Source organism: uncultured Granulicatella sp., assembly GCF_963515615.1.
Taxonomy (GTDB): Bacteria; Bacillota; Bacilli; order Lactobacillales; family Aerococcaceae; genus Granulicatella.
In genome coordinates, this window is sequence record NZ_CAUPZT010000068.1 from 1 (window position 1) to 6,160 (window position 6,160).

At 32.4% G+C, this 6,160-nt stretch carries 6 protein-coding genes; 5 read left to right on the forward strand and 1 reads right to left on the reverse strand.

Going from position 1 to position 6,160, the window contains the following annotated elements; genetic code table 11:
- The 5 genes from RYL55_RS08165 to RYL55_RS08185 form a co-directional block, all read left to right on the forward strand.
- Nucleotides 1-179, forward strand: a 179-nt coding sequence (locus tag RYL55_RS08165; RefSeq protein WP_315008566.1) for a zinc ribbon domain-containing protein YjdM, incomplete at its 5' end; no start/stop codon positions are given.
- 141 nt (nt 180-320) lie between these two features.
- Nucleotides 321-2,174 carry an acyltransferase family protein gene (locus tag RYL55_RS08170; RefSeq protein ID WP_315008557.1) on the forward strand — a complete coding sequence of 618 codons (1,854 nt, stop codon included), beginning with the start codon at nt 321-323 and terminating at the stop codon, nt 2,172-2,174.
- A 203-nt stretch (nt 2,175-2,377) separates the two neighbouring features.
- Nucleotides 2,378-3,298 carry an FAD:protein FMN transferase gene (locus RYL55_RS08175; protein ID WP_315008559.1) on the forward strand — a complete coding sequence of 307 codons (921 nt, stop codon included), beginning with the start codon at nt 2,378-2,380 and terminating at the stop codon, nt 3,296-3,298.
- A 26-nt stretch (nt 3,299-3,324) separates the two neighbouring features.
- Nucleotides 3,325-3,933, forward strand: a complete 609-nt coding sequence (locus RYL55_RS08180) for an NADPH-dependent FMN reductase (RefSeq protein ID WP_315008561.1) — start codon at nt 3,325-3,327, stop codon at nt 3,931-3,933.
- A 27-nt stretch (nt 3,934-3,960) separates the two neighbouring features.
- Nucleotides 3,961-5,196 (forward strand): NAD(P)H-dependent oxidoreductase, encoded by a 1,236-nt coding sequence (locus RYL55_RS08185; protein WP_315008563.1) that lies wholly within the window; start codon nt 3,961-3,963, stop codon nt 5,194-5,196.
- Nucleotides 5,197-5,243: 47 nt separating this feature from the next.
- Here the strand turns inward: RYL55_RS08185 and RYL55_RS08190 are convergent, their stop codons facing one another.
- Nucleotides 5,244-5,960 carry a pseudouridine synthase gene (locus RYL55_RS08190; protein WP_315008564.1) on the reverse strand — a complete coding sequence of 239 codons (717 nt, stop codon included), beginning with the start codon at nt 5,958-5,960 and terminating at the stop codon, nt 5,244-5,246.
- Nucleotides 5,961-6,160 lie beyond the last annotated feature (200 nt).

Below are 6,160 nucleotides of genomic sequence, written 5' to 3' on the forward strand. Positions count from 1 at the left end.
AAAATGGAGATACTGTAACAGTCATTAAAGACTTAAAAGTTAAAGGTGCTCCAAAGGATATTAAACAAGGAACTCGTGTGAAAAACATCCGTATCGTAGAAGGCGATCATAATATTGATTGTAAAATTGATGGTTTTGGTGCGATGAAATTAAAATCAGAATTCGTTAAAAAAATTTAATGAGTTAAAGAAGCTAGGGAATATCTCTAGCTTTTTTCTTATTCTTTAAAAAACTTAAAAATATTTCAAAAGAAGTTTGACGGAAAAATTTTCAGCGAATATAATGGAGAGGAATACGAATTAAAGGATGGAAAAATTTACGTGACTCAACAAAAAGTGGTGCAAGAAATCAAAGGAAATCCGAAAAATAAGCGTGTAGGCTCCATTGATGGATTAAAAGGGATTATGATTCTTGCTATTATCATATATTATTATTTTCAAAATTATTTACCGGGTGGTTTTTTAGCAGTTAATACCTTTTTTGTAATAGGAGGGTATTTAGCATTTCGAGATAATAAGCACTTATTTCATAAAAAGCCTGTTGAATTAAAACTGTCTTCAAAACTTTCTCGTTTATGGCTTCCTATGTTATTTATGATTGTAGGAGTTGTCGCATTTTTATTTATTGCATTGCCGGATCAGTTGAAAAATATACGAATGATGTCACTTTCATCATTAGTGTTTTTTAATAACTACTATCAAATTATTAATCAGCAATCTTATTTTATACAATCGATTAATCCAAGTCCGTTTGTTCATTTATGGTATGTATCATTATATTTACAGTTAATGTTACTGGCAACAGTCATTCGTAAAATTTTTAATCGATTAAACTTACTTCGAATGCAGGAAAGTGTTGTATTAATGGTATTAAGTATCTTGTCAGCTATTGCAATGAGCTTACTTTATGTGATTCAACAAGATCCTTCTTATCTGTACTATGCAATTGGTACTCGTATATTTGCATTTTTATTTGGAGGAGTGCTTAGTTATTTTACTGAAGGGAAATTATCCCTTCCGTTATCAAAATCAATAGTTAGTATTGTAGTAACTCAAATAGTTGGATTAGTGAGTTTTCTCATCATGATATGGATGATGTTAACGTTTAATGGGATTCAAGCGGAAACCTATTTATATGGAATGCAATTATTTGCTCTAATATCTGCCTTGTTTCTATGGGCAGGCTTGTATGAAAATTCTTTAATGAATTTCTTCTTAAGATTTAGAGGGTTTACAATTTTTGGAAGAAGAAGTTTTTCATACTATTTATGGTTTTATCCAATTCATATGTTTGCCCCTTATTTCCAAAAGGAAGATGCTTCTTCTGTAATTCATTTAGCCAGTCAATTTATACTCATCATTTTATTAGCAGAAGTAACTTATCGAGTGTTTGAAAAGAAATCATGGAGTATTCCAATAGGTCAGTCATTTAATTTATTAAGTATTCCAGAATTTCTATCAAAAGAAATGCAACCAACTAAAAAATTATTAGGAATAGGATTTTCTTTCACTTATGTGATTTTAATAGGACTTGCAATGGTAGGATTTTTCCAATCTTCTACAGAAACAAATTTAGTCGCTCAACAATTGGAATCGGTCATTAAAAGAAATCAAGAATTAATTGAACATACGACAGCAGAAGAAAGTACTACAATTAATCCGAATAAAGAAATCGAATTAAAAGAACAAATTGCTCAGGAGTCTGTAACTTTTGTAGGAGATTCGATTTTACTAGCGGCTGCGGATAAGGTTCAAGAACTATTTCCAAAAGCAACGATTGATGGAAAGGTTGGAAGACAATTATATTCTAGCCCTGCAACATTACAAGAATTGATTGCTAAAGATAAAATGGCTAATCGAGTGGTAACTTTATTAGGGACTAATGGTACATTTTCTCAAAAACAATTAGATGAATATATTCGTATCCTTGGAGAAGAGAGAGAGTTATACTTTGTTACGATATTCGCGCCTGTAAAATGGAATAATGAAGTGAATCAACAATTATTAGAGGCAAAAACACGACATGCAAATGTTCATATTATTGATTGGTATGAATTTGCAAAAAATCATGCCGATTGGTTTTATGAGGATAAGATTCATCCGAATAATCAAGGAGCTGAGGAATTAGCAAGGTATCTATTAGATTCCATTACTCAAATTAAAATGAATCAATAAGAAAAATATTGTAAAACACTTTTAAAGGCATTTCTTTGTTTTTAAAGGTGTTTTTCCTTTGTTTTAGAGAAAAAATGAAAACAGCTGTGAAAAAGTGTACTTATTCTATATAAAAGCAATGTGATTAAATGAGCTAAAATACTTGTGGAAACTTAAACGGTTTGGTATATTAAAGGTAAATGCAAAAGGAAAGAGGAAATTGTTTGCAAAGTGCTAGTCACAGTCTTCGATTAATGGGAGCGTCTATTACATTAACGATTTTTCATAAGAATGCGCAACAATTATTGTTACAGAGTGAACAACTGTTGCATCTCTATAAAAATCGTTTTAGTGCGAATGATGCTGATTCTGAACTAATGGAGGTTAATTTACAAGCTGGGAAAAATGCCGTTCGAGTTCATCCAGATTTGTTTGAATTAATTGAGTTAGGGAAGAAACATAGTATTGCAGTGAATAGTCATCTCAATATTGCGATTGGGCCATTAGTTCAAACATGGAGAATTGGTTTTTCGGATGCTAAACTTCCTTCAAAAGAAGAAATTCAAACTTTATTACAAATAACGAATCCTGAGGATATCGTATTGGATCACTCAAAACAGGAAGTTTATTTATCCAAAGTTGGAATGAGAATCGATTTAGGAGCTTTAGCGAAAGGATATATCGCCGATAAATTAAAAGAGTTTTTGGAGGAACAAGGAGTTCAATCAGGAATGATTAATTTAGGTGGAAATATTCTTACAATTGGAGAAAATCCAACATACCAAAGACCGTGGAGAATTGGAATTCAAAATCCAATATTAGATAGAGGAGAACACGTTGCAGTAATAGCTATATCAGATGCTTCTGTGGTAACTTCAGGAATATACGAAAGACAATTAGTGGTGGATGGGAAAACGTATCATCACATTTTTGATCGAAAAACAGGTTACCCGATGGAAACAGAAGTTGCAAGTTTAACAATTGTAGCAAAAAAATCAGTAGATTGCGAAATATGGACGACTCGTTTATTTGGGCAAAATCCATATAACATTATAGAAGAAATCGAACAACAACCTGGACTGGAAGCATTTGTGATTACAAAAAATCAAAAAATGATGTATACATCTGGAATTCAATTCGTTTAATCAGAGATGTATAGAAAGGAATTGTTATGACAAAATTTATTGCACTTGTAGGAACAAATTCACAACGTTCTACAAACCGTACTTTATTACAATATATGCAAAAACATTTTGCAAAAAAAGTTGAAATTGAATTAGTGGAAATTAAAGATCTTCCATTATTCAATAAACCAGCAAACAAACAAGTTCCAGAACTTGCAAAAGAAATTGCTGCTAAAATTGAAGCTGCTGATGGAGTAATTATTGGAACACCAGAATATGATCACGCTATCCCAGCAGTATTAATGAGCGCATTAGCATGGTTATCTTATGGCATTCATCCATTATTAAATAAACCAGTTATGATTACAGGAGCATCTTATGGTACATTAGGTTCTTCACGTGCTCAATTACAATTACGTCAAATTTTAGACTCTCCAGAATTAAAAGCAAATGTAATGCCAGGATCTGAATTTTTATTATCTCACTCACTTCAAGCTTTTGATAAAAAAGGTGATTTAATTGATTTAGATACAATTAAGAAATTAGATGCCCTATTTGATGATTTCCGCTTATTTGTTAAAATCACTCAAAAATTAAGAAGTGCTCAAGATTTATTACACAAAGAAGCAGAAAACTTTGATTGGGAAAATATTTAATACCACAAAAAGAGAGGGAAATACATTATGAAATTTGTAGGGCTTGTAGGTTCAAACGCTGAACTATCATATAACCGTAAATTATTACAATTCATTCAACGTAAATTTAAATTAAAATTTGAATTAGAAGTTTTGGAAATTGATGAAGTACCAGTATTTAATCAAGATGAAAAATGGGATGACAGTTTCCAATTACGTTATTTATATAACAAAATCACTCGTGCTGACGGTGTTATCATTGCAACACCAGAGCACAATCATACCATTACAGCATCACTAAAAAGCGTGTTAGAATGGTTATCTTACAAAGTACATCCATTTGAAAATAAACCAGTTATGATTGTGGGTGCTTCATACCACGATCAAGGAACATCACGTGCGCAAGTACATTTACGTAAAATTTTAGATGCTCCAGGTGTAAATGCATATACTTTGCCAGGAAATGAATTCTTATTAGGAAAAGCTAAAGAAGCATTTGATGAAAATGGAAATATCACGAATGAAGGAACAGTGAAATTCTTAGAATCTTGCTTAGATAACTTTGTAAAATATGTGGGGGTAGTTTCTAAATTGAAAAAACCAAAACCAATTGCTCCAGAAGATTTATATTGTACAAATCCAATTGCAACAACGATTCAAGGCGTTGACCCAGATGATCCAGATTGGGTAGAAAAAGCAGCAGAACTCGTTGGTGCTGTATCAGGAGACACTTATGTTAAATTAGACCACGGTATCTTAACAGTTAACCAAATTGATATGTTCTTAAAAGCAATGCCATTTGAGTTAACATATGCAGATGATAACAACCAATTCTTGTATTATAATAATGCTCACCAAGAACCAAGCACAATGTTTGGTAAACGTGTACGTGTTCAATCGGGTAGCAGATTAGGAACTGTGCATGCTTCATTACCACCAGCAAGAATGAAAAACGTTGAGTGGGTTGTAGGTGTATTACGTAATGGTGACCAAGAGTACGTTCGTACAATTGTTCCGGGACAACCAGAAGGAGTTATTAATACTCATAACTATAAAGCAATGTACTATCCAGATGGTTCATATGCAGGAATTAACGAAATTATCTTTAACTTCCAACCATGGTTAGATTGGTATTTAGAAACAACTGGTCAACGTTTAGTTGGAGGAAATGCTCCAGCTGCAGGAGGACATGGTTCTCATGGAAGTGCGGATGCAACTTCAGGTGCTTCATCTGATACTCCAAGTCATGGCGCAGCAGACGCAACTTCAAGTGCAAGTAACTAATTTAAACTAAAAGAGGCAAGCGAGAAAATCGCTTGCCTTTTTCGTGTTTAATTAAAATATTGCTTTAATAGTTGTAATTCGAACGGATTTAAAGGACGATACTCCCCTGGCTCAAGAGAAGAATCAAGTACAAACTTACCGAAACGAATTCTTTTAAGGAAAGTAACTTTAACCCCAACACATAAAAACATCTTTTTGATTTGATGAAACTTACCCTCTGAAATAATAACTGAAGCTTTACTAAATGAAGGTGAAGCTTCAAGAATTGATAATTTAGCAGGTTTACAAATGGTTCCGTCATGAAATATAATTCCGTCGTGAAATCTTTGAATACAAGAACTGACTAAAGGGCCATTGACTTCGACATAATATTCCTTTTCAATATGTTGAACAGGATTTAATAAGCGATAGCCTAAAGGACCATTGTTAGTAATGATTAGAAGTCCTTCTGTATCTCTATCTAAACGACCGATAGGATATAATCCTTCGACATTTTCATTTTTAAATAAATCAATAACTGTAGGAAGTTGAGAATCGGTGGTAGCAGTGATGACTCCTTTAGGTTTATTTAGTAAATAATACTTTTGGGAGTTATCTTCCATTCGACTTCCTTGAACAGTAATCACTTGAATTTGAGGATCAACATTATTACTTACATGAGTTGCGGGAGTTGAATCGATTAGTACTTCGCCAGAAGAAATTAATTTTTTCATTTGTTTCCTTGATAAATCAAAATGCTTCATTAATAAATGCTCAAGACGCATAAAAACCTCCTCAATAAATATTCGAAAAAATTATAACATATTTTTTATGAAAAAGGGGTTGACGATGATATATATCTGTGTTAAATTATTAACCGTTGTTGCAAAACGACAAAAAATAACTCTGAAACAACTTTCAAAAAAATGAAAAAAGTTGTTGACAGTCAAAAACACCTATGATAGTATATAGGAGTTGTCGCGAA